The sequence below is a fragment of the Micrococcus sp. Mcc28 genome (genome assembly GCF_024519775.1).
Taxonomy (GTDB): Bacteria; Actinomycetota; Actinomycetes; order Actinomycetales; family Micrococcaceae; genus Micrococcus; species Micrococcus luteus.
In genome coordinates, this window is sequence record NZ_JALJRH010000001.1 from 1 (window position 1) to 26,322 (window position 26,322).

24 protein-coding genes are annotated in these 26,322 nt (G+C 74.1%); 2 read left to right on the forward strand and 22 right to left on the reverse strand.

All coding sequences use genetic code 11. The annotated features are described in order from the left end of the window. The 12 genes from NR073_RS00005 to coaD all read right to left on the reverse strand — a co-directional run. The coding region (locus NR073_RS00005) for a glycosyltransferase (RefSeq protein WP_256748517.1) at positions 1 to 2,180 on the reverse strand (2,180 nt) is incomplete at its 3' end. Next, entirely contained in the window at positions 2,173 to 2,808 is a 636-nt protein-coding gene (locus NR073_RS00010; protein WP_144081946.1) for a hypothetical protein, read from the reverse strand. The genes NR073_RS00010 and NR073_RS00005, both read right to left, overlap by 8 nt. Positions 2,809 to 2,983: 175 nt before the next feature. After that, positions 2,984 to 5,317 carry a glycosyltransferase gene (locus tag NR073_RS00015; RefSeq protein ID WP_233569904.1) on the reverse strand — a complete coding sequence of 778 codons (2,334 nt, stop codon included), beginning with the start codon at positions 5,315 to 5,317 and terminating at the stop codon, positions 2,984 to 2,986. Continuing rightward, positions 5,314 to 6,084 carry a hypothetical protein gene (locus NR073_RS00020; protein WP_148042375.1) on the reverse strand — a complete coding sequence of 257 codons (771 nt, stop codon included), beginning with the start codon at positions 6,082 to 6,084 and terminating at the stop codon, positions 5,314 to 5,316. Before NR073_RS00020 ends, NR073_RS00015 begins: the two co-directional genes overlap by 4 nt. Positions 6,085 to 6,166: 82 nt before the next feature. Beyond that, entirely contained in the window at positions 6,167 to 7,339 is a 1,173-nt protein-coding gene (locus NR073_RS00025; protein WP_123243955.1) for a glycosyltransferase family 4 protein, read from the reverse strand. Continuing rightward, positions 7,329 to 8,474: an LCP family protein gene (locus tag NR073_RS00030; RefSeq protein WP_123243954.1), complete on the reverse strand. Its 1,146-nt coding sequence runs from the start codon at positions 8,472 to 8,474 to the stop codon at positions 7,329 to 7,331. Before NR073_RS00030 ends, NR073_RS00025 begins: the two co-directional genes overlap by 11 nt. 50 nt (positions 8,475 to 8,524) lie before the next feature. After that, positions 8,525 to 9,442: a bifunctional DNA-formamidopyrimidine glycosylase/DNA-(apurinic or apyrimidinic site) lyase gene (gene mutM, locus NR073_RS00035; protein WP_036381198.1), complete on the reverse strand. Its 918-nt coding sequence runs from the start codon at positions 9,440 to 9,442 to the stop codon at positions 8,525 to 8,527. A 4-nt stretch (positions 9,443 to 9,446) separates the two neighbouring features. Next, positions 9,447 to 10,109 carry a ribonuclease III gene (rnc, locus tag NR073_RS00040; RefSeq protein WP_012750822.1) on the reverse strand — a complete coding sequence of 221 codons (663 nt, stop codon included), beginning with the start codon at positions 10,107 to 10,109 and terminating at the stop codon, positions 9,447 to 9,449. A gap of 73 nt (positions 10,110 to 10,182) precedes the next feature. Continuing rightward, complete coding sequence (gene rpmF, locus NR073_RS00045; RefSeq protein WP_002856390.1) at positions 10,183 to 10,386, reverse strand: 50S ribosomal protein L32; 204 nt, start codon at positions 10,384 to 10,386, stop codon at positions 10,183 to 10,185. Positions 10,387 to 10,388: 2 nt separating this feature from the next. Continuing rightward, complete coding sequence (locus NR073_RS00050) at positions 10,389 to 10,961, reverse strand: DUF177 domain-containing protein (protein WP_002856392.1); 573 nt, start codon at positions 10,959 to 10,961, stop codon at positions 10,389 to 10,391. A gap of 174 nt (positions 10,962 to 11,135) precedes the next feature. Beyond that, positions 11,136 to 12,050 carry a UTP--glucose-1-phosphate uridylyltransferase GalU gene (gene galU / locus NR073_RS00055; protein ID WP_256748518.1) on the reverse strand — a complete coding sequence of 305 codons (915 nt, stop codon included), beginning with the start codon at positions 12,048 to 12,050 and terminating at the stop codon, positions 11,136 to 11,138. Between the two features lie 68 nt (positions 12,051 to 12,118). Next, positions 12,119 to 12,592 (reverse strand): pantetheine-phosphate adenylyltransferase, encoded by a 474-nt coding sequence (gene coaD / locus NR073_RS00060; protein WP_036338106.1) that lies wholly within the window; start codon positions 12,590 to 12,592, stop codon positions 12,119 to 12,121. Positions 12,593 to 12,724: 132 nt separating this feature from the next. Between coaD and NR073_RS00065 the strand changes: the two genes are divergently transcribed. Then, entirely contained in the window at positions 12,725 to 13,978 is a 1,254-nt protein-coding gene (locus NR073_RS00065) for an aminotransferase class I/II-fold pyridoxal phosphate-dependent enzyme (RefSeq protein ID WP_127445916.1), read from the forward strand. 237 nt (positions 13,979 to 14,215) lie between these two features. Here NR073_RS00065 and rsmD read toward each other — a convergent pair whose 3' ends face one another. Genes rsmD through NR073_RS00085 form a run of 4 tightly spaced genes read right to left on the reverse strand, consistent with a single transcriptional unit; the run spans position 14,216 to position 19,126 of the window. Beyond that, on the reverse strand, positions 14,216 to 14,779 hold the full coding sequence (gene rsmD, locus NR073_RS00070; RefSeq protein ID WP_002856399.1) for a 16S rRNA (guanine(966)-N(2))-methyltransferase RsmD: 564 nt from the start codon (positions 14,777 to 14,779) through the stop codon (positions 14,216 to 14,218). A gap of 3 nt (positions 14,780 to 14,782) precedes the next feature. After that, positions 14,783 to 16,975 (reverse strand): ATP-dependent DNA helicase RecG, encoded by a 2,193-nt coding sequence (locus NR073_RS00075; RefSeq protein ID WP_123243951.1) that lies wholly within the window; start codon positions 16,973 to 16,975, stop codon positions 14,783 to 14,785. Beyond that, positions 16,965 to 18,005, reverse strand: a complete 1,041-nt coding sequence (locus tag NR073_RS00080; protein WP_123243950.1) for a DAK2 domain-containing protein — start codon at positions 18,003 to 18,005, stop codon at positions 16,965 to 16,967. The genes NR073_RS00075 and NR073_RS00080 overlap by 11 nt, the downstream gene beginning before the upstream one ends. Then, positions 18,002 to 19,126 (reverse strand): LCP family protein, encoded by a 1,125-nt coding sequence (locus NR073_RS00085; RefSeq protein WP_095347298.1) that lies wholly within the window; start codon positions 19,124 to 19,126, stop codon positions 18,002 to 18,004. Before NR073_RS00085 ends, NR073_RS00080 begins: the two co-directional genes overlap by 4 nt. Positions 19,127 to 19,215: 89 nt before the next feature. On the opposite strand from NR073_RS00085, the gene NR073_RS00090 reads away from it, so the two are divergent. Next, positions 19,216 to 19,695, forward strand: a complete 480-nt coding sequence (locus NR073_RS00090; protein WP_036312910.1) for a DUF3515 family protein — start codon at positions 19,216 to 19,218, stop codon at positions 19,693 to 19,695. Between the two features lie 17 nt (positions 19,696 to 19,712). Here NR073_RS00090 and NR073_RS00095 read toward each other — a convergent pair whose 3' ends face one another. The 6 genes from NR073_RS00095 to leuC all read right to left on the reverse strand — a co-directional run bounded on the left by NR073_RS00095 (position 19,713) and on the right by leuC (position 26,202). Then, a complete protein-coding gene (locus NR073_RS00095; RefSeq protein WP_252411475.1) occupies positions 19,713 to 20,852 on the reverse strand; it encodes a D-alanine--D-alanine ligase family protein in 1,140 nt (379 codons plus the stop codon). Further along, on the reverse strand, positions 20,849 to 21,886 hold the full coding sequence (locus NR073_RS00100; protein ID WP_095347299.1) for an NAD(P)H-dependent glycerol-3-phosphate dehydrogenase: 1,038 nt from the start codon (positions 21,884 to 21,886) through the stop codon (positions 20,849 to 20,851). Before NR073_RS00100 ends, NR073_RS00095 begins: the two co-directional genes overlap by 4 nt. After that, a complete protein-coding gene (locus NR073_RS00105) occupies positions 21,883 to 22,557 on the reverse strand; it encodes a 1-acyl-sn-glycerol-3-phosphate acyltransferase (RefSeq protein ID WP_036334718.1) in 675 nt (224 codons plus the stop codon). Before NR073_RS00105 ends, NR073_RS00100 begins: the two co-directional genes overlap by 4 nt. A gap of 80 nt (positions 22,558 to 22,637) precedes the next feature. Continuing rightward, positions 22,638 to 23,966 carry a UDP-N-acetylglucosamine 1-carboxyvinyltransferase gene (murA, locus tag NR073_RS00110; protein ID WP_002856412.1) on the reverse strand — a complete coding sequence of 443 codons (1,329 nt, stop codon included), beginning with the start codon at positions 23,964 to 23,966 and terminating at the stop codon, positions 22,638 to 22,640. A 172-nt stretch (positions 23,967 to 24,138) separates the two neighbouring features. Beyond that, positions 24,139 to 24,744, reverse strand: a complete 606-nt coding sequence (gene leuD, locus NR073_RS00115) for a 3-isopropylmalate dehydratase small subunit (RefSeq protein WP_144786190.1) — start codon at positions 24,742 to 24,744, stop codon at positions 24,139 to 24,141. Between the two features lie 3 nt (positions 24,745 to 24,747). Further along, positions 24,748 to 26,202 (reverse strand): 3-isopropylmalate dehydratase large subunit, encoded by a 1,455-nt coding sequence (gene leuC / locus NR073_RS00120; RefSeq protein WP_144786189.1) that lies wholly within the window; start codon positions 26,200 to 26,202, stop codon positions 24,748 to 24,750. Between the last annotated feature and the right edge of the window lie 120 nt (positions 26,203 to 26,322).

Consider the following 26,322-nt stretch of genomic DNA (forward strand, 5'->3'; position numbering starts at 1 on the left):
AGCGCCTCGCGCCACAGGCCGGCCACGACGCGCTCATCGTACGAGCGCACCCGGTCCCGCGCCAGGGCCGAGAGCGCGTCCCACCGCGCGTCGACGGCCGTCGCCTCCAGCACCCGCCGCGCCGCGGCGTCGGTGTCGTCGAGCACGAACTCCTCGCCGAACACGCCCCTTGCGCCGGGCCGGTCCCACACGATCGGAACTGCCCCGGAGGCCATCCCTTCCACCGGGGCCAGGTGGAAACTCTCCGTCGCACTCGGCGACAGCATCCAGCCGACCTTGGTGTACCAGGTCCCCATGTCCGCACCGAACGGTTCGAATGCGACAGCATCACGCAGATCCGAGGCTCCGAGTCGGGCCAGGAGGCCCGCGTATCCCTCACGCTCGTACATCTTGCGCCAGATGTGCGGGTACTCCCACGGCATGCGGCCACGGATATGGAGCGTGAAGCGGCCGTCCTCGGCGCGCAGGCGCCGGAGCAGGTCGATCGCGCGGTCCGGTCTTTTGAGCATGGGCACGATCCCTACCAGCCCCAGTCGGAATTGGCGGTTCGCCCGCCCAGGGCGCTCCAGGTCTGCAATGGACACGGCGTTCGGGACAACGCGTACCGCGTCCGGGCGGATGTCCATCGCGTCCAGGACGTGCCCACGGTTCAACTCTGAGACCACGACGAGAGTGTCGACCGTGGCTGTGTCGATGTCCGGAAGCCACGCGCCGCGCAGCTCGAACATGTGCAGCCGCACCACGAGCCGCTGGCCAGGCCGTTTGCGGTGGGAATACCAGACAGCGTTGGGGCCAGCCCATTCACAGATGACGACGTCGGCCCACTCAAGATGGGCTTCGGACGCGTCCTCGTCGTGAGCGTGCAACGACGTCCAGTGATCAATGCGCAACTCCACGTCCGGATCCGCGCGGAGCATGTCCACGAGTTCACCCGCGAATTTCAGGTCATGACCGGCAAGCACAATCCGCCGTCGCTGGTCACGAGGGGCGGCGAGAGCGCGAGGGCGTTCCAACGCGCCCACGCGTTCAATCACGGCCCGCAATGCGTCGGCGCGCGCGGACATGCGATACGGCGCGGCGGCCCGGAATACGTGCTCGGACAGGGCGTCGAGCCGCGGTGCAGCGGCGACAAGCCGATCCGCGATGTCTGCCGGCGTGTCGTCCAGCGCATCGACGAACAATGGATAGTCCGCGCCAAGCAGGTCTTCGTGGATGGTAGTCCGGTTAACCAGGGGCGGCACACCGAGAGCACAACTCTCGAGCACCTTCGTCGAGATCTCGAGAGACAGGTCGAGATCGGAGGCGCGCCACCCGAGGGATACGTCGGCGTCCCCCATGACCTCCATACTCTCTTCGCGGCTCAGAGCTCCCACCCAGGAGAATCCCGGCTCGTCGGACTCGAGCACGGCACGCATGCTCGATGCCCACCCCGGGTGGCGCGGTTCCCGGTGCACTTTGTCGCCCACCATGGTCAACGAGCTCTCGACTCCACGGTCGCGGAGCTCAGTGAGGATTTCGGGCATGCGGTCCGTCCGCCAGTCGTGGGCAAACTTCCCGGTGTACACAAGCCTCAAAGATCTGCGCTCCCGCGAGTCACTGCCGTGGGGACGGACAGAGTCGGGGATCATCGGGGACAGTAACTCGGTGCGACCCGCAGCTGCGGGCACGAGAGCCTCAAGGACCGCCCGCGCGTGCTCCGTCTGGGCCAGCATGAGCCGACTTCCCGCAGCCACCCGATTGAGCCGACGGATGAGATCATCAGGGAATCCTCCGCCGATATACCCGTACTCGGTGACGTACGACCACAGCCGGCCTTCGAAGGTGCCGCGCTCAACGATTTCGAGGCACATTTCACTACCACGGACAAGCAAGACATCGAAGTCCAACGCCGCGTCCAGCGCCTCCAAGGCTTCCGCCGCCTGTCCTCTCTCCATGGCATCCTCTGCCTCAGCCACCGGCGCGTCGTGGACGGTGACGCCAGACAGACGGCGGAGGGGGCCGCTCAAGAGATCCCGGGTCTCGACGGCCTTGAGCTGCACATGCACTTGGGCGCCTGTCAGGGACAGGGTCTCAGCGAGGGACGGTAACCAGATCGCCGACCCGTCCATGACATTGAGATTGACGTCGCCGTAGAGGAGGATGCGGACGTCCGCGATGTTGCTCGTGGGCGTGTCATGCACGGCTGGTCTCCTCCATGTCTCGCAGTAGGTCTGCGATCTCGGTGGGGGCGTCCCCCGCGTCTTCGGTGTGATGTCCGGCTGGCCGGGGAGTGCCCGGCTGCACGGGCATCAGTGTGGACTGCCGACGTAGCAGGAGCGCCCCGATCTCTGACCGGCGAGGGCCACGGTCGATAAGCCAGCAGGTGGCCCCAGCGCGATGGGCTGCATGCACAGCGGCGAGCACCTCGAGCAGCAACGCGACGCCCGAAGTGCTCAGCGCGCCATCCCACACGCCGGTGAACCCTTCCAGGTCGAGCACGAGCACGTCCGTGCGCTCCGCCACCGCCACGCTGGTCCCCGGCGTCATCGGCACGACGCGATGCCCTGCCCCTTCCAGCAGGCGGCGTGCGTCGGCGCTCAGGAGACCCACGACGGCCCGGTTCCCGGCCACGTCGCGTCCCAGGTCAGGACGCCCCAGCATCCGCTCCAGCCGTGCACTCCTCGCCGGGTCCGCTGCCGGAGTCGCGGCGGCTCGGCCCGGTGCGACACGGCCTGAGTCGCGGTCCTGCGCGCCACGGCCGGCCAGCTGGTCCGGTTTTGAGCTGACGGTCCAGCGCACCCCGAAGACTCCCCGGATCTCCTGCGCCACGGGCTTCGGCAATCTTCGTAGGAGCGCACCACCGCCGCGCCGCACGGTGCGTCGGGCCTGCGGTGGAAGGAATGCCGCCACGCGGCGAACCCCTCGTTGGAAATCAGAATTCGGCATTTTCAGCGTGTTGCCTTCTATGGTGATGAACAAAGAACAGCCCGTGGAGGCGAAACTCTCAGAGAGTACCAGGGCGTTTTGTGGTGGATCGGCCCCAGCCGCGGGGCAGCCGCCTCAGCCATTGTGGGAGGCCGCGTGCTTGGTCCTGGGCCGACGCGTCAACCCCGGCCAGGCGCCTGGCTCGTGGCCTTGCAGTGTCAGCCAGTCCGAGCGCCTCGCGCCACAGGCCGGCCACGACGCGCTCATCGTACGAGCGCACCCGGTCCCGCGCCAGGGCCGAGAGCGCGTCCCACCGCGCGTCGACGGCCGTCGCCTCCAGCACCCGCCGCGCCGCGGCGTCGGTGTCGTCGAGCACGAACTCCTCGCCGAACACGCCCCTTGCGCCGGGCCGGTCCCACACGAGCGGGACTGCGCCCGAGACCATGCCCTCGGCGGGCGCGAGGTGGAAGCTCTCGGTGGTGGACGGCGAGAGCACCCAGCCGATCTTCGTCAGCCACGAGCCCATGTCCGCCCCGAAGGGCTCGAAGGCGACGGCCTCGCGCAGCGGGCCGGCGCCGAGGCGGGCGAACAGGTCGAGGTAGCCCTCGCGCTGGAGGGGCTTGCGCCACTCGTGCGGGTACTCCCACGGCATGCGGCCACGCACGTGCAGGGTGAACCGTTCGTCATGGGCGCGCAGGACCTCCAACAGGTCCACGGCCCGGTCCAGGCGCTTGCGCAACGGCACCACGCCGACGAGGCCGAGCCGGAACCGGCGACCAGGCAGGCCGGGACGGTCCAGGTCGGCCACGGACACGGCGTTGGGGATCACCGAGACCCGCGCGGGGTCGATGGGCAGGTGCTCGCGGACCAGATCCCGGTACAGATCGGAGACGGTCACGAGGCGGTCCACGGCGTCGGTCTCGAGCGCGGAGAGCCAGCCGCCGCGCAGCTCGAACATGTGCAGGCGGACCACGAGCCGCTGGCCGGGGCGCTTGTGGCGGGCGTACCAGACGGCGTTGGGGCCCGCCCACTCGCACACCACGACGTCGGCCCACTCGACGAGGCGGCGTGAGGCGGCCTCGTCGTGGCGGTGCAGGCCCTGCCAGTGGTCGATGCGCAGCTCGACGCCCGGGTCGTCCCGCAGCAGGTCGACGAGCTCCCCCGCGAACTTCAGGTCGTGGCCGGCCAGGACCACGCGGGTGCGTGACCCGCCGCGGGCGGGCCGTCGGTCGAGCAGGCCGAGCCGGTCCATGACGCCCGTCAGGGCACGTGCGCGCGCGGCCACGCGGTAGGGGGCGGCGGCCTCGACGACGCGCCGCGAGAGGGCCGGCAGGTCGTGGCGGACGGCCGCGATGCGGGCGGCCACATCGCGGGCCGAGTCCCTCACCCCGTCCACGAACAGGGGGTAGTCGGCCCCCAGCAGCTCCTCATGCGCCACGGTCCGGTTCAGGAGCGGCGGCACTCCGACCGCGCAGCTCTCCAGCACCTTCGTGGAGATCTCGAGCGAGAGGTCCAGGGCGGGGGCGCGCCAGCCCAGAGAGACGTCCGCGGCCGCGGTGCGGGCCATGGACTCCTCGCGGGAGAGCGCTCCGGTCCACTCGAAGTCGGGCCGGTCCGCCTCGAGGCGGGAGCGCATCGCCGCCGCCCAGCCGGGCCGGTCCCGCTCGGGGTGGACCTTGTCCCCCACCATCGTGAGCGTGGCCGGGACACCGGCCTCATGGAGGGCGGTCAGCACGTCCGGCATGAGGTCGGTGCGCCAGTCGTGGGCGAACTTGCCCGTGTACACGAGACGCACCGGGCCGTCGGCGGGCACCTCGGCCCGTTCGGCCGGAGCGAGCGCGTCCGGCACCATCGGCGAGAGCAGCTCGGTGCGCCCGGCGGCGGCCGGGACCATCGCCTCGAGCACGGCGCGGGCCTGGGGCGTCTGGGCCAGCATCAGACGGCTCGCCGCGGCAATGCGGCCGAGCTCCTCGACGCGCCCGGCCGGGAAGCCGTCCTCCACGTAGCCGTACTCGGTCACGTAGGACCACAGCCGCCCCGGGAAGGCACCGCGGTCGGCGAGCTCGAGGCAGGCGTGGATGCCGCGCACGAGCACCACGTCGTACCGGGACTCGTCGTCCCGGCGGGCCAGCACATCCGCGGCACGGGAGGGGGTCATCCCCCCCTGCCCGGCCGCCGGCTCGGCGGGGAGCACGCGCACCCCCGTCAGGGCGCGCAGCGGAGCGGTGAGCAGGTCCCGGCGTTCGACGGCCTTGAGCTGGACGTCCACGCTCGCACCCGTGCGGGCGAGGGTCTCCGCCAACGAGGGCAGCCACGTGGCGGAGCCGTCGATGACGTTCAGGTCGACGTCGCCGTAGAGCAGGACGCGCACGCCGGCGGCGTCGGTCAGGCGGTCGGGGTGCTGCGTGTTCATGCGCTCTCCTCCGGGCAGGCGGCGAGGACATCGGCGATCCCCTGGGGTGCGTCGCCCGGGTCCTCGGTGAAGTGCAACGGCGTCCGGCCCGCGCCGGCCTCGACCACGATGACGTCCTCGGCGTGCAGCAGGGCGAGGGCCCCGAGCCGGTGCCGGTGACGGCCCCGGGAGAGCACCCAGACGGTGACCCCCCGCGCGGCGGCCGCACTCACGGCACCCCGCAGCTCGAGATAGAGGGCCGCGCCGGCGGCGTCGAGGGCCCCGGCCCACGGCCCGTCCACGCCGTCCACGTCCACGACGACGGCCTCCACGCGTTCGGCCACCGCACCCGCGGTGCCCGGCACGAGCGGCACGACGCGGTGCCCGGCGGCCGCGAGAGCCGCGCGCACGTCCGGGGCGGCGACGACGCCGACGGCGCGCCCGCCCTGCTCGGTGCGGGACGTGTCGGCCAGGCCCAGGGCCCGCTCGAGACGGGCCGCGGCCTCCGGATCGGCGCCGACGGCGGCGGCACCGCGGCCGGTGAGGGAGGCATTGCCGGGGCGGGTGCGGGCCGGCCCGCCCGCCAGGCCCAGGGCGTCGGCCGGGCGGGCGTGCGCCGGAGGGGCACCCCAGCGGATGCCGAACACACCGCGGACCTCCTCGGCCACCTGCGGCGGCAGCCTGCGCAGCAGCGCGCCTCCGGTGCGGCGCACCCGATGGCGCTGTTCGGGCGGCAGCAGGCGAGCGCCCGCGCGCGCGACCCGAAGGATGGACTTCCCAGCTGGCATCAGAACCGTTCCTCGGTGTCCCGGTGGAGTGCACCCGGCCGGGTGCGGCGGCGTCAACCCTAGCAAGGGGCCGACGTCGGGCTCAGCGACCGGCGACGCGGCGCAGCAGTCGCTCGTAGCGCCGGGCCACGGCCGGCAGGTCGGCGTGGCGGCGCACCCAGTCGCGTCCGCCCGCGCCGACGTCGGTGCGGTGCGGGTCGTCCGCGAGCGCCGTCAGGTGCCGCACCAGGTCGTCCACGTCCGGGCCGATGACGTCGGCGCCGCCGGCCGCCTCGAGGGTGCGGGCGGCCTCCCCCGTCACCAGGCCCGTGACGTGCCGGCCGACGGCGAGCACCTCGTAGGTCTTGGAGGGCACGGTGTGCCGGAAGCTCGGCCAGTCGGGACGCAGGGCCACCACCAGCGTGTCCGCCCACGCGTACTGCTGGGCCACGGCCGCGCCGTGGACGGGTCCGAGGATCTCGGCCGGCGAGCCGAGCTCGGCGTTGCGGGCCTCCAGCGCCGGACGCCGGGTCCCCTCCCCGACCAGCCGGACGCGCACCCCCGGCCGGGTGCGACGCAGCGTCGCCGCGGCGTCGACGAGTCGCTCGAGCCCCTGGCTCTCGCCCATGTTGCCCAGGTACAGCACGTGGAGCTCACCGGCGGCCCGCTCGCGCCGGGGCGCCACCGCCAGGCGGGCCAGGTCCACGCCGTTGCCCAGGGTGCGGACCACCCGCACGCCGCGCCCGCGCAGCGTCTCCGCGAAGCCGTTCGTGACGGTCACCACGAGTCGGGCCGCGCGTTGGCCGCCGGTCACGACGCGTTCCATCGCGGCGCCCAGCAGGCCCTGGTGGACCCCGGCCTCGTGGGCGAGGTCCGGCCAGGCGTCGCGCATCTCCAGCACGAGGGGGCGGCGCCAGAGGCGGGAGAGCACGACGCCGGGCACCACCACGGGCAGGGCGGGCACGGTGGCCACCACCACGTCCGGGCGTCGGGTGGCCATCCCGCGGGGGATGGCGAGCAGGGCGTGCACCACCGCTTCGGCGAAGCGGCCGTTGCGGCCGGCCTCCCCCAGGGGCAGGCGAGGCGTGGGCAGGACGCGTTCGCCGTCGGGGCCGGCGAAGGGGCGCACACCCCCGGGCGCGACGACGTCGACGTCCCAGCCCGCCGACCGCAGCGCCGCCACGACCGCGCCCCAGCGACGCGCGGGCGGGGTGCGCTCGGGCCGGTAGGAGTGGGAGACCAGCAGGAGGCGGGGGCGGCGCGGCTCAGTCGTCACAGGGGTTCTCCCCGAGGGCGGGTGCGGGCGTGGTGCCGGTCAGCAGGGTCAGCACGGGGGCGGGCCCGCCGGCGGCCTGGGCCTTCTTCTCCTTCTCGGGCTCGTGCTCGTCGACGTAGCGCTGGACGTCGTCGTCGGCGAGGGCGGAGCGCAGGTCCGCCAGCTTGTCCTCGTCGAGCTCGACGATGGCGTCGCCGTTCGGCCCCTCGGCGAAGCCCTTGCGGGGCACCGTGAACATCTCGACGTCCTCGCCGCGCACGTCGCGCAGCTGCCACGCGAGCGAGGCGATCACTCCGGACGTGAGCCCCTCGTCCACACCGAGGTGGTCGGAGAACGTGGCGACGACCTCGGTGGTGCGGGCGGGATTGCCCAGGATCTGCGGGCTGAGGAAGCGGTCCATCGCCCCGGCCAGGTAGCGCTGCTGGTTCTTCACGCGGGTGACGTCGCCGTCGTCGAAGGCGTGCCGTTCGCGCACGTAGCGCAGGGCGGCGGTGTCCTGCAGAAGGATGTGTCCGCGCGGGTAGTACGAGGGGTTGGCCTGACCGGAGGAGAAGGCCTGCGGGTTGCAGACCTCGACGCCGCCCAGCGCGTTCGTCACGCCCCGGAAGCCCTGGAAGTCGACCTCGAGGACGTGGTGGATCGGCACTCCCAGCAGCAGCTCCACCGTGTCCACGGCGAGCGCGTAGCCGCCCCTGTCGAAGGCCGAGTTGATCTTCGCCTCGCCGTGGCCGGGCACGGTGACCCACGAATCCCGCAGCACGGACATGACGTAGACCTGGCGACGGTCCGCGGGGATGTGCACGAGCATCATGGTGTCCGAGCGCTGGCCCATGTCCTGCTCGCCCTCGCCCTCGCGGGAGTCGGAGCCCAGGACGAGCACGTTCAGCGGGCCGTTGCCGGCCGCCTGCTCGAGCGCCCCCACGTCCACCGTCTGCCGGTGGTCGTCGAAGGTGCGCCCGAGCGAGCTCGTGTACCAGGCGCCCAGGCCGAGCAGCGCCGCGAGCAGGACGGCGAGCAGGCCGACGACCCACGGCCAGCGCCGGCGGCGCCGCGCGACCGGCGGGGCGTCGTCGCGCGGGGGCTCGGGGCGCGGCAGGGGCTCGGGCGTCCAGGACGCGGCCGGGGGATGGCTCACTCGGGTCTCCTGCTCGAGGTCGGGGGTCAGCCCAGTCTACGGACGCCCCGTCAGGCGTCGGCCGCCGCGGCCCGGCGACGGCGCGGCCTGGGCTGGCAGCGCGGGCACAGGTGGCTCGCACGGTTCATGAACGGCTCGCGGACGATGCGGGAGTCGACCCCCTCGGCGGCGCAGCGGCGACACGGCTGCCCGGTGCGCCCGTAGGCCGCCAGGGAGCGGGCGAAGTAGCCCGATCGCCCGTCCACGTTGACGTAGAGCGCGTCGAAGCTCGTGCCCCCCACCTCCAGGGCCCGGCGCATCACGTCCTGGACGGCCGCCAGGAGGCGCAGCGTGTCCGCCCGGCGCATGCGCTCGGTCGGGCGCTCGGGGTGCAGGCGGGCGCCCCAGAGGGCCTCGTCCGCGTAGATGTTGCCGATCCCGGAGACCAGCGACTGGTCCAGCAACGCGCGCTTGAGGGTGGAGCGGCGCCGTGCCAGGCGCGCGTGCACGGCCGCGGGGTCGAACAGCGGGTGCAGCGGGTCCAGGGCGATGTGGGCGGCCGTGGTGGGGATCCGCTCGCCGCCGGCGGCGTCGTCGGGCCGCAGCGCGTCGAGCCACCAGCCGCCGAAGATCCGCTGGTCCACGAACCGCAGCTCGCGGGCGGAGCCGTCCACGGCGGTGACGGGCAGGCGCAGGCGCAGGTGACGCTGGTCGGCGGCCCCCGGTTCGTCCACGAGGATCTGCCCGCTCATCCCCAGGTGCACGACGACGGCGTCGTCGCCCTCGGCCAGGGGCAGCCAGAGGAACTTGCCGCGGCGAGCCGGCTCGGCCAGCCGGGCGCCGCGCAGCCGCTCCCGGAGGGCGTCCGCACCGCCGGGGCTGCGACGCAGCGAGCGGGGGTCGAGGACCTCGAGCTCCGCGGCGACGGCGTCCGTGGCCCACCGGGCCAGGCCGCGCCGGACGACCTCGGCCTCGGGCAGCTCCGGCACGGGCTCAGCGCCCCGCGGCCGGCAGATCCGCCTCGAGGGCGGGCCAGGAGGCGGCCGCGGCGTCCCGCTCGGCCTGCTTCTTGGAGCTGGCGACGGCGGAGCCGTACTCGCGCTCGCCGACGACGAGGGTGGCCCGGTAGCGGGGGTCGTGCGCGGGGCCCTGACCCTCGATCGCGTAGCGGACGGCGCCGAGACCGTGGCGGCTGGCGGCCTCGGCCACGACCGTCTTCCAGTCGGTGCTCTCGCGCAGCAGGTCCGGCTCGTCCAGCAGCGGCACCACGTGGCGGTGCACGAGTGCGGCCGCGGCCACGGCCCCGTGGTCCACGTAGACGGCGCCGATGAGCGCCTCGAGGGTGTCGGCGAGGATCGAGTCCTTGTCCGCCCCGCCGGTGCGGCGCTCCCCCGTGCCCAGGCGCACGAAAGGGCCGATGCCGATCCGGCGCGCCACCTTCGCCAGGGCACGCGTGGACACGACGGCGGCCCGGCGGCGCGCGAGGTCGCCCTCGGCCAGGTCCGGGTACACCGTGAAGATGTGGTCGGTGACCACGTAGCCCAGCACCGAGTCCCCGAGGAACTCGAGGCGCTCGTTGGTGGGCAGCCCGCCCTGCTCGTAGGCGAACGAGCGGTGCGTCAGAGCACGTTCGAGCGTCCCGGCGGTGATGTGCACGCCGAGACGCTCGAACAGCTCTTCTGGCTCGGGCGCGGGCTCAGGCCCGCGACGAGCCGATGGGGACGCCATCTCAGGCGTCGGCGACCTTGCGGCCCTTGTACTCGAAGAACAGGGGGGTGCCGGCGGCGTCGGTCTTCAGCTCGGCCTGGTGGGGCAGGCGGTACGAGACGCGACCGTTCTCGACGGACTTCACCAGGGCGGGCGCGGTGGCCTTCCACTGCGACCGGCGGGCACGGGTGTTGGCACGGGACATCTTCCGCTTCGGGACTGCCACGACTATCTCTCTTCTGTCTCGGTGATGGAGGTCTCTGAGGTGCCCGCGAGGTGGGCCAGGGCGGCCCAGCGCGGGTCCACGCGCTCGTGGGCGTGCCCCTCGGGCGCGTCCTCGAGGCGGATGCCGCAGTCGGCGCACAGGCCCTCGCAGTCCGGCCGGCACAGCGGCTGGAACGGGAGGGCGATGACCACGGCGTCCCGGAACACGGGTTCCAGGTCCACGGTCTCGCGCACCACGAGCGGCTGCTCGCCGGCGTCGTCCTCGGACGTGCCGGTGAGGTACAGCTCCTGCAGGTCCACGGTGATCCCCTCGTGCAGCGGGCGCAGGCAACGGCCGCACTCGCCCTTCAGGGTCGCGTCCGCGGTGCCGGTGACGAGGACGCCCTCGTGCACCGACTCCAGACGCAGGTCCAGTTCGACGGGGTCCCCCTCGGGGATCCCCAGCAGCGGCGTGGAGACGCCCGCGGGGGCGGGCCACTCGGCCGTCAGCTCGCGCTGGACTCCGGCCCCGCGCGTCAGATCGCGCACGGGGATCACCCACGGCGAGTCGGCGCCGTGGTGCTGGATGCTGTCCATGGTCGCTCCTCTCGGCGGGTGGGACGGCGGGGGTACACGGCCCGTCCGCACGCCCTCAGCGGGGGTGCGATGCGGCCTGGACACGGGTCCAGCCACGACGGACCGACAGCCCATCCTACCGGGTGGGTCCGCCTCGGCCAAAGCCGGCGGCGTCCTGCGCGTCGCCGGCCCGGCTCAGAGCCCGGCGGTGAACTCCCGGAGCCAGGCCCGCAGGTCGGCCCCGAGGTCCTCGTGCCGGGTGCCGAACTCGATGACCGCCTGCAGGTAGCCGAGCTTGTCCCCCGTGTCGTAGCGGCGGCCGTCGAAGACGACGGCGTGCACGCCGCGGCCCTCGCCGTCCTCCGTGGCCAGCCTCTGCAGCGCATCGGTGAGCTGGATCTCCCCGCCGCGGCCGGGCGGGGTCTCGTCCAGCACGTCGAACACCTGCGGGGCCAGCACGTAGCGGCCGATGATCGCGAGGGTGGAGGGGGCGTCCTCGCGGGCCGGCTTCTCCACGAGGTCGGTGACGCGGACGACGTCGTCGCCCTCCCCCGGCACGGCCTGCACCGCGGCCACGCCGTAGGCCGAGACGGCCTCCTCCGGGACCTCCATGAGGGCGATCACGGAGCCGCCGAGGCGCTGCTGCACGTCGATCATGCGCTCGAGCAGCGCCTCGCCGTCGCCGATGATGTCATCGCCCAGCAGGACCGCGAACGGCTCCTCGCCGACGTGGCGGCGAGCGCAGTTCACCGCGTGGCCGAGCCCGAGAGCCTCGCCCTGGCGGACGTAGTGGATGTCCCCCACCAGGTCCGACTCGTGGATCTGCGCGAGCCGCGTGGCGTCGCCCTTGCGCTCCAGCGCGGCCTCCAGCGCGGGATGGCGGTCGAAGTGGTCCTCGAGGGCCCGCTTGTTCCGGCCCGTGATCATCAGCACGTCGGCGAGGCCCGCACGCCGGGCCTCCGTCACCACGTACTCGATGGCCGGCCGGTCCACCACCGGCAGCATCTCCTTCGGCATGGCCTTGGTGGCCGGCAGGAAGCGGGTGCCCAGGCCGGCGGCCGGGATGACGGCCTTGCGGGTGCGGGGGCGGGAGGGGGGCGGGACGGTCATCGGCGGTTCTCCTGCGGTTGATGCGGTGGGACGAGCGGAAGGGTGGCCCGCGGGTGGGCCGGGCGGGGTCAGGCCCCGCCGTCGAGGCCGCGCAGGACCGCGGCCGGGACGAACTCGGCGACGTCGCCGCCGAGTCCGTGGACCTCCTTGATGAGCGAGGAGGACACGTGGGTGTACCGGGCGTCGGCCGGGAGGTAGACCGTCTCGACCCCGGTGAGATGGCGGTTCATCGCGGCCATCGGGGCCTCGAACTCGAGGTCGGCGCCGCCGCGCAGCCCCTTGACGATCGCGTCCGCGCCGATCTGCCGGCAGAACTCGGCCAACAGGCCCGGGCCCATGGGCCGGACCGCGACACCGGCGAGGGAGGACACCGTCGCCTCGATCATGGCGATGCGCTCGTCCACGCTGAAGCGGTACGTCTTGGCCGGGTTGGAGGACACGGCGACCACCACCTCCTCGAAGAGGTTCGCGGCTCGCGCGATCACCTCGACGTGCCCCTTGTGGAGGGGATCGAACGAACCAGGGCAGACGGCACGACGCATGGGTGCCAGCCTAGCGGGGGCCGCGCCGAGCGGCGACGGACGCCCGTCCGGTCCGGCTCCGGCGCGTCGCGGTGGTGACGGACGCGGCATGCGCCGCCGTGTGCGGTCCGCGGCGATGGGTACAGTGCGGCCATGGACGGAACCCAGCCCACCCCCGGAGCAGCACGGCACGACGTCGACGTGGACGCGCCGTGGCGTCGCACGGCGGCGGCCGCGGGCCTGCTCGGTGACGCCGGCCCCGTGCCCACCGTGTTCGAGACGATGACGGGCCTCGCCGTCGAGCACGGGGCCGTGAACCTCGGCCAGGGCTTCCCCGACGCCGACGGCCCCGACGCGCTGCTGCGGCTGGCGGCCGACGCCGTGCTGGCGGGCCCCAACCAGTACGCCCCCGGCACGGGCGACCCCGCGCTGCGGCGGGCCGTCGCAGAGCACCGCCGGCGCCACTGGGGCGTGACGGAGGACCCCGCCACGCAGGTCATGATCACCACGGGTGCCACCGAGGGCATCGCCGCGACGGTCCTGGCGTTCGTGCGCCCGGGCGACGAGGTCGTCACGGTCGAGCCGTTCTACGACTCGCACGCCGCCACGATCGCCCTGGCCGGCGGCCGGCACGTGAGCGTGCCGGTGGAGGCGCCGGACTTCCTGCCGGACCCGGCACGGGTGGCCGCGGCGATGACCGACCGCACGCGCCTGCTCATCGTGAACACGCCGCACAACCCCACGGGCGCGGTCTATCCGCGGGAGCTGCTCGAGGAGCTCGTGGCCCTGTGCCGGTCCCGGGGCGTGCTGATCCTCGCGGACGAGGTCTACGACCACCTCGTCTACGAGGGCGAGCATGTCGGCCTGCGCTCGGTCGCGGGCGCCGAGGACATCGCCCTGACGGTCTCCAGCGCGGGCAAGGCGTTCGCGGTCACCGGCTGGAAGGTCGGCTGGCTGACCGGCCCGGCCGAGCTCGTCGGGGCCGCGCGCGCCGTCAAGCAGTTCCTCACCTACTCCTCCGGCCCCGCCTTCCAGCGCGCGCTGGGTGCCTATCTGCCCACCGACGACGCCGAACGGCACCTCGCCGGCCAGCGCGAGCGGTACCGCGACGCCCGGGATCGGCTCGTGGCGGGCCTGCGGGAGGCGGGCCTGGACCCGGTCGTCCCGGCGGCGGGCTACTTCGTCGTCGTGGACCTGGCCCCGTGGGGTGTGACGGACGCGGCCGAGGCCGCGGTGCGGTGGACGCGTGAGGCCGGCGTCACGGGCATCCCCGTGGGCGCGCTCTGCCGCCCGGACGGAGGCCACCTGCGGTCGTGGCTGCGGCTGGCGTTCTGCAAGTCCCCGGATGCGATCGACGAGGCGATGCGCCGCCTGGCCGAGGCGGCCCCGCGGCTGCGCGCGGCCTGACCCCCGACGCTTTCGTTGACGAAACGGCGGCCCCCGGAGCACTTTCGTTCGGGAAACGGCGGCCCCCGGAGCATTTTCGTTCGGGAAACGGCGGCCGCCGTGCTCGCGGTTCCGTGCTGAGCCCAGTCCGTTCCGCCCTCCCGTCTCCCCGGTGAGAACGGGCCGAGACGCCGCCGTTTCCCGAACGAAAACGGGCCGACACGCCGCCGTTTCCCGAACGAAAGCGGGTGGGCGGGGTCAGCGCTCGTCCTGCCAGAGGTACAGGGCGGTCTCGCCGTAGACGCGCACCTCGACCTCCTCGAGGCCGCGCGGCCGGCGCGGCGCCGCGTCCCGGGCCGCCCGCTCGAGCACGAGCAGCCCGCCCGGGGCGAGCCGCTCGGCCGCCGCCTCCACCACGGCCTCGAGCGGCGGGCCGGCCACCGGGTACGGCGGGTCGGCCAGGATCAGGTCCACGGGCGCGGCCTCCGCCGCGAGCGCCTGCTCCACGCTCCCGGCGCGCACGCGCACGACGTCGGCCCCGCGCGCCCGGTTGACCAGCGCGGCATTCGCGCGGCACGCGGTCACGGCCTTCCGGTCCCGCTCGACCAGCAGCACCGATGCCGCTCCGCGGCTGGCGGCCTCGCACCCCAGGGCGCCGGAGCCGGCGTAGAGGTCGAGCACGGCCGTCCCGTCCAGCCAGTCGCGGGCCTCGAGCCAGGAGAACAGGGCCTCCTTGGTGCGGTCCGTGGTGGGGCGCGTGCCGGTGCCGGGGACGGCGGTCAGGGGCCGCCCGGCGGCCGCGCCGGCGATGATGCGGGACATGGCTCAGCCCTTCTCGAGGTAGTCGGCGGCGGTGAGGTGCTCGGCCTCCCAGCGGGCCACCTCGGCGGCGAGCGCCGGGTGGGCGGAGAGCCCCGGGCCGGCCGCCATGACCTGCGCGACGGCGTCGGCGGCCACGGCGATCAGCGGGGCGTCGGCGATGACGTCCACGTGGTGCAGCCCCGAGGCCAGCCCGGACTGGGCGGCGCCGAGCACGTCGCCGACACCGCGCTGGGCGAGGTCCTCCTGCGCGATGCGCATGCCGTCCTGCTCCTGGGCCAGGACCTCGAGCCGGCGCAGCGACGGGTGCCCGTCCGGCAGGCGCGTGGCCAGCAGGCAGACCGCCGCCCCGGGCCCGCGGCCCACGCGGCCGCGCAGCTGGTGCAGGGTGGACAGGCCGAAGTCGTCGGCGTCGAGGATCGCCATGACCGTCGCGTTGGGCACGTCCACACCCACCTCCACGACGGTGGTCGCCACGAGCACGTCCGTCTCCCCGCGCGCGAAGGCCTGCATCGCCGCGTCCTGCTCGGCCTGGTCCATGCGCCCGTGCACGGCGTCGATCCGCAGCCCCGCCAGCGCCGGGAGACTCCGCAGCCGGGGTGTCATCTCCTCCACGTTGGCGTGACCCGGGTCGGCGTCGTCGGGGTCGATGCGCGGGCACACCACGAACGCCTGGTGGCCGGCCGCCACGTGCTCGGCGATCAGCTCCCACACGCGCCCGATCACGCGCGGGCCGTGGGCCATCCGCGCCACGTGCGTGGTGACCGGCTGTCGCCCCGAGGGCAGCCCCTCGAGCACCGAGAGGTCCAGGTCGCCGAACACCGTCATCGCCACGGAGCGCGGGATGGGCGTGGCGGACATGACGAGCAGGTGCGTGCCGGGGTTGGCCCGCCGCAGGGCCTCGCGCTGGTCCACGCCGAAGCGGTGCTGCTCGTCGACGACGGCCAGGGCCAGCTCGGCGAAGCCCACCTTCTCGGAGAGCAGGGCGTGCGTCCCGACGGCGATCCCGGCCTCGCCGGAGGCCAGGGCCAGCAGGGCCTCGCGGCGTGCGGCGGTCTTGAGCGAGCCGGTGACCAGCGCGACCCTCGTGGCCGGGCCGTCGCCGGCCCCGAGGGTGCCGGCCTCGGCGAGGGGGCCCATCAGGCGCAGCAGGGCACGGTGGTGCTGGGCGGCGAGCACCTCGGTGGGCGCCATCAGGGCGGCCTGGCCGCCGGCGTCCACGACCTGCAGCATCGCCCGGAGGGCCACGAGCGTCTTGCCCGCGCCCACGTCCCCCTGCAGCAGCCGGCTCATCGGGGCGTCCCGGGCCAGCTCGGCGGACAGCTGCTCCCCCACCGCCACCTGGCCGGGCGTGAGCGCGAACGGCAGGCGGGCGTCCAGGGCCTCGAGCAGGCCGCCGGGCCGCGGCGGGCGGGGCACGGCGGGCACCGCCCGCTCCCGGTCCCGGCGCCAGGCGAGCGCGGCCTGGACGAGCAGCGCCTCACGCAGGGCGAGCGCGGTCCGCGCCGGGCCGGTGGCGGCGACGTCGTGCGGGGCGTGCAGGTCCCGGTATGCCTGGGCGGTGCCCGGCAGCGGCGCGTCCAGGTCGAGCGCCGCGGCGGCCTCCGCGCGGAGCCGCTCGGTGAGCAGTTCCGGGATGCGGCCCAGGTCGACGGTCTCGAGCACCCGGGCGACGGCGGAGCGGACCGTCCACGACGGCAGCTTCCCCGTGGCCCGGTAGAGCGGGACCGGTCGCACGTCCACCTCCCCCGGGGCGACGTCGTCGTCCAGGAGGGCGAAGTCCGGGTTGTTCAGCGTGATCCGGCCGCGGTACTCGGTCGTGCGGCCCTGGAACATGGCGGTCATCCCGGGGGCGAGGCGGCGGCGGGCGTCGTGGCCGTTGAAGAAGGCCATGGACAGGCTCGCCCCCGGCACGCCGGCCACGGACGGGTCCGCGACGGTGACGTCCACGATGAACCCGGGCCGGCTGTGCATGCGCCGCGTGGTCACCGACTCCACGACGGCGACGACGGTCACCTCGGCGTCGTAGGGCAGCGCGGCGATGGGGGTGAGCTCGCCGCGCTCGATCCAGCGGCGCGGCACGTGGTCCAGCAGGTCCCCGACCGTGGTCAGCCCGAGCTCCTTCTCGAGGCGGGCGGGCAGCTTCCCGCCCAGCACCTCGGACAGGGGCAGGTCGGTGACGGGGGCCTCAGCGGCCATGGCACCCGTCCGGTGCGGCGTCGTCGCCGTGCGACGGCTCGGCCAGGTCGGTGACGGCCAGGCCCTCGACGTCGCCGGCGGCCCGCAGGGGGCCGATCGCGTCCTCGGCGCGGGGCACGTGCACGTGGACCCGCCACGGCACCCGGCCCTGCGCGTCACGGGCGGTCCCGACGGGGGCGAGGATCACGGCGTCCCCCACGTCGGTCAGCCGTCGGCGCAGCTCGGCCGCGGCGAGCGGGGTGAGGGCCAGGGTGCCCATCACCTCGACGGCCCCCGCGATCGGCGCCTCCGCCGCGGCGGCGGGCTCGCCCTCCGCGGCGTGGGCGCCCTCGACGTAGCCGGGGAGCGCGGTGGCCAGCTCCTCGTCCACGGGCGTGCCCGTGACGACGGAGCGCAGCGCCTCGAACACCCAGAGCAGCCCGACGGCGCCGGCGTCCACGACGTGCGCCCGGGTCAGCGGGGCGAGCAGCGACTCGGTCTCCTCCACGGCCTGCACGCAGTCGGCCAGCATGAGGGTCACGGCCGGGCCGAGCCGCACGGCCGGGTCCGCGTCCCCGGCCACCGCAGGCGTGTCGGGGGCCTGGGTGGACGAGCGCGCGAGGCTGCGGGCGGCCGCGGAGAGCACCGTGAGGATCGTCCCCTCGCGCGGATCCGACAGGGCCTGTCGGGCGGCCCGGTCGGCGGCCCCGAACGCCGCCGCCAGGGCGAACGCGTCGACGCGCGCCCGGCCGCGCAGGGGCTCGGCCATCCCCGCCAGGCTGACCGCGAGCAGCATGCCCGAGTTGCCCCGGGCGGAGTCCAGCGCGGCCGCGCCCGCGTGCGCGAGCACGGCGCCGGCGTCGTCCTGTGCGGGGCAGGCGTCGGCCGCGGTGCGGGCCGCCGTCAGCGTGGCCAGCATGTTCGTGCCCGTGTCCGCGTCCGGGACCGGGAAGAGGTTCAGGGCGTCGAGCCGCGGCGCGGCCCGGCCCACGAGCTCCTCCGCGAGCGCGAGCCAGTGCGGCACCAGCGACGGCCGGGACGGCGTGCTCACTGCGCGACGGCCTCCCCCAGGGTGCCGGTGCGGATGCCCTCGCCCAGGCGGGCGATCGCCGCCCAGTCCGGCCACACGACGTCCTCGCCGGTGTCCGTGTACCCCACGCCCACGGACGGCACCGTGCTGGTCACGATCGGAGCGTCGCGCGCATCGCGCAGGGACCACGCCAGGTTCGCGAGGGTGCTCGAGTCGAGCTCGTCGTCGAGGGTCAGGAAGGGGGCGAACTCCTCGACGGCGGCCTGCACGCGGCTCGGGTCCGAGAGGGTGTCGCGGGAGAGGAACGCGGCCACGATGGCCTTGACCAGGCGCTGCTGGTTCTCCACGCGGTCGAAGTCGCTGCGCGGCAGGTTGTACCGCTCCCGCGCGTAGGCCAGGGCCTTGTCCCCGTCCATCTGCACGGTGCCCGCGGGGAAGTCGATGCCGCCGGTCGAGACGAAGGCGCTGGGGTTGTCCACGCTGACGCCGCCCAGGGCGTCCACGAGGCCCTTGAAGCCGGCGAGGTCCACGGCGATCACGTGGTCCACGCGTGCCTGGAACATGTTCTCCGCGGTGGCCACCGTCAGCGGGATGCCGCCGTACTGGTAGGCGGCGTTGACCTTGTGGTCCCCGTGTCCCGGGATCGGCACCCACATGTCGCGCATGATGGACATGACCTGGATCTCGCTGCGGTCCCCGGGCACGTGGACCCACATGAGGGTGTCCGACCGGCCGGCGGAGTCACGGCCCTCCGCGCCCGCGTCCTCGCCGACGAGCAGCACGTCGAGGGCCTGCTCGTCCGCCTTCTCGTCCGCGTCCGGGGCGACGGGGCCCTGGGCGCCCTCGGCGGCCTGGTCCGCGTCCATGCCGGGCGGCGGCGCGGTGGGCTGCTGGGCGGACGCCCCCGCGGCGCCCGGGCGGCCCGACTCGGCGGGGAACGCGCCGCCGTCGAAGCGCTGGGTGTCCTGGTCGATGATCCGGGCGATCCCGCCGACGTACACCGCCGCCGCGATGCCCACGGCCAGCAGCGCCACGAGCACCACCGCCAGGGCGATCAGCCACGGGCGGCGACGACGACGGCGCCGCCCGACGGCGACGTCCTCCTGCGGGGGGCGGGGGCGGGGGTCCGCGGTGCTGCTCACGTGGGCTCCTGAGGCGGGGACGGGAACGGTCCCGCCCATGCTAGGGCACGGGCCCCCGCGGGTCCCGGCGCCGCACGTATCCTGGGCGGATGGAATCCCGCCGCCTGCGTCGTCTCGTGCCCCTCCTGACCGCGATCGCCCTCGGCGCCACGGCCTGCACCGGACGGGTGGCCACGGTGGAGGCCGCGCCCCACGCCGCTGACCCGGCGTGTGCCCCGGCCATGGTGGCCATGCCCGACGCCCTGGGCGACCTCGACCTGCGCCCCACCGACAGCCAGGCGACGGCCGTGTGGGGTGACCCGGCCGCCGTCGTCCTGCGCTGCGGCGCCGAGGTCCCCGGCCCCACCACGGACCGCTGCATCTCCGTGGACGGGATCGACTGGGTCATCCGGGACGAGGACGAGAACTGGCGGATCACCACCTACGGCCGTGACCCGGCCGTAGAGGTGCTGTTCGGCAAGGACCAGGCCAGCTCGGACACCGTGATGGTGGGCCTGTCCTCGGCGGTCGCGCAGATCGAGTCCAGCGGCGGCTGCGTCAGCGTGCAGGACGCCACACCCGTCGGCTGAGACCGGCGCGGGCCGCGTCAGTGCAGGCCGACGCCCCGCTCGAGGGCGAGGTCCAGCAGCTCCGAGATCAGATCGTCGTAGGACAGGCCCGTCCGCTCCCACATGGCCGGGTACATGCTGATGGGAGTGAAGCCCGGCATGGTGTTGATCTCGTTGACCACCCAGCGCCCATCCGGGGTGAAGAAGAAGTCGCAGCGACCCAGGCCGGATCCGTCCACGGCCTCGAAGGCGCGGATCGCCAGGGCGCGCAGCCGCTCGATCTCCTCCTCCGGCAGCTCGGCCGGGCAGGACAGCTGGGTGGTGCCGGTGTCCTGGTACTTCGACTCGAAGTCGTAGAACTGTGTCTCACCCTCGTCGTGGGCCACGAGGATCTCCCCCGGCAGCGAGGCGCGCGGGGCGGCGGAGCCGTGCCCGTCGAGGACGGCGCACTCGATCTCGCGGCCGACGATGCCCGCCTCCACCACGACCTTGGGGTCGAAGCGACGGGCCTCCTCGACGGCGGCGCGCAGACCCGCGGGCTCGGTGACGCGGGTGATGCCGAAGGACGAGCCGGCGCGGGCGGGCTTGACGAACAGCGGGTAGGCGAGCGCCCCGGCGCGGGCGAGGGCCGCCTCCGGATCGCGCGCCCAGTCGCGGGCGGTGATGGTCTCCCACGGGCCGACCTCGAGGCCGGCGGCCTGGAAGGCGACCTTCATGAAGTGCTTGTCCATGCCGACTGCGGAGGCGAGCACGCCGCAGCCCACGTAGGGCAGACCCAGCGACTCGAACATGCCCTGGAGGGTGCCGTCCTCGCCCCAGGGGCCGTGCAGCAGCGGGAACACCACGTCCACCGGGCCCAGCGAGGAGCCGTCGGCCGCGGTCAGCTCGACGGTGCCGTCCGGCAGGGCGCGCAGGCTCACCGGGGCCGCGGGCTCCGGCACCTCCGGCAGGGCGTCGCCGTCCAGGCGGAACGAGGCCACGTCCAGCTCGTCGTGCGACCACCGGCCGGAGCGGGCCACACCCACCGGCACGACGTCCCAGCGCTGACGGTCGGCCGCGTGCAGCACGCCCGCCGCGGTCACGCAGCTGATGGGGTGCTCGCTCGAGCGGCCGCCGAAGAGCAGGAGCACGCGGGGACGCGCGCCGGCGGCGGCCTTCGGGGCGGGGGTGGCGGTCATGCGGTGCGTCCTTCCGACTTCAGGTCACGGGCGAGCAGCAGCTCGGCGAGGCGGTCCACGGCCACGTCCCCGGCGACCACCCGGTCCATCAGCTCGCTGATGGGCATCTCCACACCGTGGGCGCGGGCGGCGTGCACGATGGCGGAGACGGACTTGATGCCCTCGGCCGTCTGGCTCATGGCGGCCACCGCCTCCTCCGCGCTGAGGCCGGTGCCGATGTGGCGGCCGGCCGTGCGGTTGCGGGAGAGGGGCGAGGCGCACGTGGCCACGAGGTCGCCCAGGCCGGCGAGCCCGGCCATGGTGGCCGGGTCGCCGCCGAGCGCGACGGCCAGCCGGGTGGTCTCGGCCAGGCCCCGGGTGATGACGGAGGCCTTGGAGTTGTCCCCCAGCCCCTGCCCGTCGCAGATGCCCACGGCGAGCGCGATGACGTTCTTCACCACGCCGCCGATCTCCACGCCCACGACGTCCGTGTTCGTGTAGGGCCGGAAGGTCCGGCCGGCCGTGAGGGCGGCGATGCGCTCCGCCGTCGCGCGCGAGGCCGAGGCGACCACCGTGGCGGTGGGCTCGCCGCGCGCGATCTCGAGGGCGAGGTTGGGTCCGGAGACCACCGCGAACCGGTCCGGGCTGAGGCCCAGCTCCTCCGCGCAGACCTGCGACATCCGCGCGTCGGTGCCGCGCTCGAGGCCCTTGACGAGGGAGACCACGACGGCGTCCGGGGCCAGGTCGGCGCGCACGGTGCGCAGCGTCTCGCGCACGTGCTGCGCGGGCACGGCCACCACTACGACGCCGGCGCCCCGGACCGCCTCGGCGGCGTCGGTGACGGCGCGCACGCAGGTGGGCAGGGTAATGCCGGGCAGGTACTCGGGGTTCTCGTGTCGCTCGGTGATGGCCTCGGCGACCTCGGCCCGCCGGGACCACATCACGATCTCGGACGCGCGGGCGGGCTCGGGGCTGGTGCTCAGGCCCAGGACGCGGGCGAAGGCCGACCCCCAGCTGCCGGCCCCGAGGACGGCGACGGTGCGCGGATCGCTCATGCCCCGGTCACCCGCGCTCCGGTCGTGGGATCCCAGCGGCCCTCCGGGGCCGGTTCTCCGCGCAGCTCGGCGACCAGGTCGGTGATCGCGGCCATCATGCGGCCGGTGCCCTCGCGCAGGGTCGCCGCCGTCACGGGGCGGTCCCGCAGGTCCGCGAGGTCGACGGGCGCGCCGACCCGGATCCGGGCGGTCTTGCGCGGGAGGACGCGGAGGGAGCGGCCGCCGTACGGCAGCAGCTCCTGGATGCCCCACTGGCCGACGGGGATGAGCGGGGCGCCGGTCTGCAGGGCGAGGCGCACGGCCCCGTTGCGCCCGGCCATGGGCCAGCCGTCGGGATCGCGGGTGACGGTGCCCTCCGGGTAGACGATGATCGCCCGGCCCGTGGCGACGGCCTCGCGGGCGGCGGCGAGCGAGCGGCCGCCGTCGCGGGTGCGCTCGACCGGGATCATGCGGGTGGCCTCGAGGACCTGCTTGAGCACGGGCACCTTCCAGAGCTCGGCCTTGGCGAGGAAGGTCGGCAGCAGGCCCTGGTTGTAGACCATGTGGGCCACGGAGAGCGGGTCCACCTCCGAGATGTGGTTGACGGCGAGGATCGCCCCGGTCTCGGGCAGGTGCTCGGTCCCCTCCCACACCTGGCGGACGAGGGCCCGCATCGCCGGTCGCACGATCACGCCCGGGATCACGTAGGGGGCCCGCGCGGCACGCGTCGGACGACCCCCCGCGGCGCCAGGGCTCTGCGCGTCCACGCCGCTCACCGGTCGCGTTCGGTCAGCTCGACGTCGGCGCCGAGGCCCTCGAGCTTCGCCATGAAGTGCTCGTAGCCGCGGTTGATGATCTCCAGGCCCGTCGCCGTGGAGGTGCCCTCGGCGGTGAGGGCGGCGATCAGGTGGGAGAAGCCGCCGCGCAGGTCCGGGATGTCGAACTCGACGCCGTGCAGCGGCGTCGGGCCGGAGATCACGGCCGAGTGCAGGAAGTTGCGCTGACCGAAGCGGCACGGCACGGAGCCGAGGCACTCGCGGTGCAGCTGGATGGAGGCGCCCATCCGCACGAGGGCGTCGGTGAAGCCGAAGCGGTTCTCGTACACGGTCTCGTGCACGATGGAGACCCCCTTGGCCTGGGTCAGCGCCACCACGAGGGGCTGCTGCCAGTCGGTCATGAAGCCGGGGTGCACATCCGTCTCGAGCACGAGCGGGTTGAGATCGCCGCCGGCGTGCCAGAACCGGATGCCGTCGTCGACGACGTCGAACTCGCCGCCGATCTTGCGGTAGGTGTTCAGGAACGCCGTCAGGTCGCGCTGCTCGGCGCCGCGGACGTAGATGTCCCCGCGGGTGGCCAGGGCGGCGGAGGCCCACGAGGCGGACTCGTTGCGGTCGGGCAGCGCGATGTGGTTGTAGCCGCGCATCTCGCTCACGCCCTCGATGCGGATGGTGCGGTCCGTCTGCACGGTGATGATGGCGCCCATCTTCTGCAGGACGGCGATGAGGTCGTGGATCTCCGGCTCGACGGCGGCGCCCTTGAGCTCGGTGATGCCCTCGGCCTTCACAGCGGTCAGCAGCACCTGCTCGGTGGCTCCGACGGAGGGGTACGGCAGCTCGAGCTTGGCGCCGTGCAGGCCCTTGGGGGCGGAGATGGAGATGCCGCCCGGGCGCTTGTCCACGACGGCGCCGAAGTTGCGCAGCACGGCCAGGTGGTAGTCGATCGGGCGGTCGCCGATCTTGCAGCCGCCGAGGTCGGGGATGAAGGCCTCCCCGATCGCGTGCATGAGCGGGCCGCAGAAGAGGATCGGGATGCGCGAGTCGCCGGCGTGGGCGTCGATCTCGGCGGTCAGGGCCGACTTCACCCCGGCCGGGTCCATCGTGATCCGCCCGGTCTCCTTGTCCCACTCCACGGACACGCCGTGGATCTCGAGGAGGGAGCTGACGACGTCCACGTCCTTGATCTCGGGGATGTTCCGGAGCACGGACGGCGAGTTGCCGAGCAGGGCGGCCACCATGGCCTTGGGCACCAGGTTCTTGGCGCCGCGCACGGTCACCTCACCGGTCAGCGGCTTGCCGCCATGGATGGTCAAGAGCTTCGCCATGCGCGTCCTTCCTCAGCGCGGCCGCAGGGCCACGGTCTCGGCCACTCCGCCGGAGCGGGGAGGTCTCTGAACGGGACCGCCCGCCGTGTGCGGCGGGCGGTCCCGGAATCGCCTCCCAGCATAGGGCGTCGCCGGGCACGCGCGGCAATGGTGCGCCCCCGGCGGCGGCCGGTCAGCCGACCGTGCGGGCCGGCAGGGTGGTGGGCTTGTACGCGGGGCGGTCCGCCTCGTAGGCGTCGATCTCGGCCTGGTGCCCCAGGGTGACGGCGATGTCGTCCAGGCCCTCGAGCAGCCGGCGACGGGTGTCGTCGTCGATCTGGAAGGGGGCGGTCACATCCCCGCACTCGACGGTGCGTGTGACGAGGTCCACGGTGACCGTGGTCCCGGGACGGTTCTCCAGCTCCTTCCAGATGCGCTCGACGTCCTCCTGCTCCACCTGAGCCGCGACGAGCCCCTGCTTGGCGGAGTTGCCGCGGAAGATGTCCGCGAAGCGCGGGGAGATCACGGCGCGGAAGCCGTAGTCCTTGAGCGCCCACACGGCATGTTCGCGCGAGGAGCCGGTGCCGAAGTCGGAGCCCGCCACGAGCACGGTGCCCCCGCTGAACGGCTCGGTGTTCAGGATGAAGTCGGGGTCCTGGCGCCAGCCGGCGAACAGGGCGTCCTCGAAGCCCGTGCGGGAGATCCGCTTGAGGTACACGGCCGGGATGATCTGGTCCGTGTCCACGTTCGAGGCGCGCAGCGGCACGCCGACGCCGGTGTGGGTGGTGAACTTCTCCATGGCTCAGGCCTCCTGGAGGGTGAGGGCGGGCAGGTCGGACGGGCTGGCGAGGCGGCCCAGCACGGCGGTGGCCGCGGCGACCACCGGGGACACCAGGTGGGTGCGCCCGCCCTTGCCCTGCCGGCCCTCGAAGTTGCGGTTGGAGGTAGACGCGCAGCGCTCCCCCGGGGAGAGCTGGTCCGGGTTCATCCCGAGGCACATGGAGCAGCCGGCGAAGCGCCACTCAGCCCCGAAGTCCTCGAACACCCTGTCCAGGCCCTCGTCCATGGCCTGCAGACGCACGCGCGCCGAGCCCGGCACGACCATGACGCGCAGCCCCTCGGCCTTGCGTCGGCCCCGGACGACCTCGGCGAACGCCCGCAGGTCCTCGATGCGGGAGTTGGTGCACGAGCCCATGAACACGGTGTCGACCTCGACCTGTTTCATCGGCGTGCCGGGGGCCAGGTCCATGTAGGACAGCGCCTTGCGGGCCGCCTCCTGGGCCACCGGGTCGGTGAAGTCCTCGGGCGCGGGGACGGTGTCGTTCAGGCTCACGCCCTGACCCGGGTTGGTGCCCCACGTGACGAACGGCTCCAGCGTGTCCGCGTCGATGACCACCTCGGCGTCGAACTCCGCGCCCTCATCCGTGGCGAGGGTGCGCCAGTGCTCGACGGCGGCGTCCCAGTCGGCGCCCTCGGGGGCATGGGGCCGCCCCTTCAGGTAGGCGAAGGTGGTCTCGTCCGGGGCGACCATGCCGGCGCGGGCGCCGGCCTCGATGGACATGTTGCAGATGGTCATCCGGCCCTCCATGGAGAGGTTCCGGATGGCCTCACCGCGGTACTCGAGCACGAAGCCCTGGCCCCCGCCCGTGCCGATCTTCGCGATGACCGCGAGGATGATGTCCTTGGCCGTCACACCCGGGCGCAGCGTGCCGTCCACGGTGACCGCCATGGTCTTGAAGGGCTTCAGCGGCAGGGTCTGGGTGGCCAGGACGTGCTCGACCTCGGAGGTGCCGATGCCGAACGCCAGGGCGCCGAACGCACCGTGGGTGGAGGTGTGGGAATCGCCGCAGACCACGGTGAGGCCGGGCTGGGTCAGACCCAGCTGGGGGCCGACGACGTGGACGATGCCCTGCTCGGCGTCGCCCAACGGGTGCAGGCGCACACCGAACTCGGCGCAGTTGGCCCGCAGGGTCTCGATCTGCGTGCGCGAGGTGGCATCCGCGATCGGCTGGTCGATGTCCAGCGTCGGGGTGTTGTGGTCCTCCGTGGCGATGGTCAGGTCGGGCCGACGCACCGGACGCCCGGCCAGACGCAGCCCCTCGAAGGCCTGCGGGCTCGTCACCTCGTGCACGAGGTGCAGGTCGATGTAGAGCAGGTCGGGGGTGCGGGAGGCGCCCTCGCCCTCGCCACGCACCACCACGTGTTCGTCCCAGACCTTCTCGGCCAGCGTCCTGGGCCGCGTCGTCGCCGTCGTCATGTGCCGCACCTTCCTGCTCACGCACCTGTCGGTCGTCGCCCGGCGCGGGGCGCCGGTGCTCACGGACCACTGTGGGGCGCGGCGGGGCCGTTCTCGACCACGCGGCGCGATATTCCATAT

What these genes read in the sequence shown, in the direction of transcription:
- murA (WP_002856412.1), bottom strand. Translation starts at nt 23,966, where the DNA reads ATGGCGAAGCTCTTGACCATCCATGGCGGCAAGCCGCTGACCGGTGAG.
- NR073_RS00050 (WP_002856392.1), bottom strand. Translation starts at nt 10,961, where the DNA reads ATGGACAGCATCCAGCACCACGGCGCCGACTCGCCGTGGGTGATCCCC.
- NR073_RS00100 (WP_095347299.1), bottom strand. Translation starts at nt 21,886, where the DNA reads ATGAGCGATCCGCGCACCGTCGCCGTCCTCGGGGCCGGCAGCTGGGGG.
- NR073_RS00020 (WP_148042375.1), bottom strand. Translation starts at nt 6,084, where the DNA reads ATGCCAGCTGGGAAGTCCATCCTTCGGGTCGCGCGCGCGGGCGCTCGC.
- leuC (WP_144786189.1), bottom strand. Translation starts at nt 26,202, where the DNA reads ATGACGACGGCGACGACGCGGCCCAGGACGCTGGCCGAGAAGGTCTGG.
- NR073_RS00095 (WP_252411475.1), bottom strand. Translation starts at nt 20,852, where the DNA reads ATGACCGCCACCCCCGCCCCGAAGGCCGCCGCCGGCGCGCGTCCCCGC.
- coaD (WP_036338106.1), bottom strand. Translation starts at nt 12,592, where the DNA reads ATGCGTCGTGCCGTCTGCCCTGGTTCGTTCGATCCCCTCCACAAGGGG.
- NR073_RS00065 (WP_127445916.1), top strand. Translation starts at nt 12,725, where the DNA reads ATGGACGGAACCCAGCCCACCCCCGGAGCAGCACGGCACGACGTCGAC.
- galU (WP_256748518.1), bottom strand. Translation starts at nt 12,050, where the DNA reads ATGACCGTCCCGCCCCCCTCCCGCCCCCGCACCCGCAAGGCCGTCATC.
- NR073_RS00090 (WP_036312910.1), top strand. Translation starts at nt 19,216, where the DNA reads ATGGAATCCCGCCGCCTGCGTCGTCTCGTGCCCCTCCTGACCGCGATC.
- NR073_RS00015 (WP_233569904.1), bottom strand. Translation starts at nt 5,317, where the DNA reads ATGAACACGCAGCACCCCGACCGCCTGACCGACGCCGCCGGCGTGCGC.
- NR073_RS00075 (WP_123243951.1), bottom strand. Translation starts at nt 16,975, where the DNA reads ATGGCCGCTGAGGCCCCCGTCACCGACCTGCCCCTGTCCGAGGTGCTG.
- leuD (WP_144786190.1), bottom strand. Translation starts at nt 24,744, where the DNA reads ATGGAGAAGTTCACCACCCACACCGGCGTCGGCGTGCCGCTGCGCGCC.
- rsmD (WP_002856399.1), bottom strand. Translation starts at nt 14,779, where the DNA reads ATGTCCCGCATCATCGCCGGCGCGGCCGCCGGGCGGCCCCTGACCGCC.